The following is a 1868-nucleotide window of genomic DNA, read 5'->3' as shown; positions in this document are numbered from 1 at the left end:
TTGGAAGTTGGAAGTTGGAAGTTGGAAGTTGGAAGTTGGAAGTTCAGTTTTTTAAGAATATAATATACAAATTATTATGATCAAGTCTTTTAAGGATTTAGAGGTATATAAAGAGTCCTATGTTCTGGCTACGGAAATTTTTCGGTTGACAAGGAAGTTTCCGAAAGAGGAAGTTTTTTCACTCACCTCACAGTTGGTTAGAGCTAGCAGATCTGTGCCGGCGAATATTTCTGAAGGATGGGCAAAAAGAAATTATGAAAATACTTTTAAGCAACATTTAATTCATGCTTTGGGGTCAAATGCTGAAGTTGAAACCTGGCTAACATTTGCCCTGGATTGTGATTATATCGATAAAAATACATTTCAGAAACTCACTGGTGAGAATTCAGTTATAGGACGTAAGATTACCAAGCTTCACCAAAATTGGAAAAGTCATGAAAAGTAGAAAAAAATTAAGTAGTGGGAAGTTGGAAAATGGAAAATGGAATTTTTTCAGTAAAGCTATTCAATTCGCATTAGTTGAAATTTTGTTTTTTGGTTTTAGCCTACGATGCTCCAATTCCCAGGTTCGAGCCAAATTCCGGTTTCCGGTCTCAGGGCTACAGCTTCGAGCCTCCAGTCTCCAGCCTCTAGCCTCCAGCTTCCAGCTTCCAGCATCTATAATTATGATACTATTTTCCCTTCTCACTTTCACTTCTTTAAATGCCCAACAACTGGACTCTTACATCCAAATTGCTGAAGAAAACAATCCCGAGATCCAGGCTTTTAATTTGAGATATGAAATTGCTGAAGAAAAATTAAATGAAGTGAACTCCTATCCAGATACTGAATTTGGATTCGGATATTTCGTTAGTGAACCGGAAACAAGAACGGGTGCTCAGAAGGCAAGATTCTCCATTAGGCAGATGTTACCATGGTTTGGAACGATCACCGCCCGTGAGAATTATGCGGGTTCTATGGCAGACGCCGAATATGTGGAGGTAGCTATTGCCAAACGTAATCTCAAATTATCGGTAGCACAGGCTTATTATCGGCTTTATGCTAATTCCTCTAAGCAGAAGATCCTGCAGGAGAATATAGCGCTGCTGGAAACTTTTCATGAATTGGCACTAAATTCTCTGGAAGTGGGAAGTGCTTCGGCTGTTGATGTGCTTAGACTTCAGATGAGACAAAACGATCTGAAGCAGCAACAACAAACTCTGGAACAGGAATTTCAGGCGGAAAAAGTTCTGTTCAATAATCTGTTGAATCGGGAAACCGGTGCAGCTGTTTCAGTAGTAGATTCTATGGAGATTCCACGGGATGAAATCATAGAAAAGGAGACTGTAACAGAGGTACATCCAGAATTATTGAAGTTTGACAAGTTATATGCATCTATTAATGAAGCTGAAAACCTGAATCAGAAAGAAGCAGCACCAAAACTCGGTTTTGGAGTGGATTACGTCAGCGTACAGGAACGAACAGATATGATGCCTTCAGATAATGGAAAGGACATTCTAATGCCCATGGTTTCAGTCTCTATTCCAATTTTCAATAATAAATATAAATCGGTCACCAGGCAAAATGAACTTAGACAGCAGGAGCTGGAAGCGCAACGGGAATCAAGGTTAAATACGCTGCAAACAAAACTTGAAGAGGCTTTGAGCAATCGGGCTTCGGCAAAGATCACTGCGACCACTTTTTTGAACAATATTCAGCAAGCTAATGATGCAGAGGAAATTCTGATAAAAAGTTACGAGACTGGTACTATCGATTTTAATGATGTGCTGGAAATACAGGAATTACAATTGAAATTTCAAATCGGGCTTATTGAAGCTGTAAAGAATTATTATATGCAATCTGCAGTGATTAATTATTTAAGCAATTAG

At 38.8% G+C, this 1868-nt stretch carries 2 protein-coding genes; both read left to right on the top strand.

Annotated features, from left to right (window positions below; translation table 11 throughout):
* Nucleotides 1-76: 76 nt before the first annotated feature.
* A complete protein-coding gene (locus Q1K34_RS14385; RefSeq protein WP_300440290.1) occupies nucleotides 77-445 on the top strand; it encodes a four helix bundle protein in 369 nt (122 codons plus the stop codon).
* A gap of 220 nt (nucleotides 446-665) precedes the next feature.
* Nucleotides 666-1868 carry a TolC family protein gene (locus tag Q1K34_RS14380; RefSeq protein WP_300440287.1) on the top strand — a complete coding sequence of 401 codons (1203 nt, stop codon included), beginning with the start codon at nucleotides 666-668 and terminating at the stop codon, nucleotides 1866-1868.

The sequence above is a fragment of the Christiangramia sp. genome (genome assembly GCF_029937855.1).
Classification (GTDB): Bacteria; Bacteroidota; Bacteroidia; order Flavobacteriales; family Flavobacteriaceae; genus Christiangramia.
Note: the sequence above shows the minus strand (reverse complement) of the source record. Positions and strands in the feature narration are given on the sequence as shown.

Excerpts from the sequence above, each read along its gene's own strand:
- Q1K34_RS14380 (WP_300440287.1), top strand. The coding sequence starts at position 666 with ATGATACTATTTTCCCTTCTCACTTTCACTTCTTTAAATGCCCAACAA.
- Q1K34_RS14385 (WP_300440290.1), top strand. The coding sequence starts at position 77 with ATGATCAAGTCTTTTAAGGATTTAGAGGTATATAAAGAGTCCTATGTT.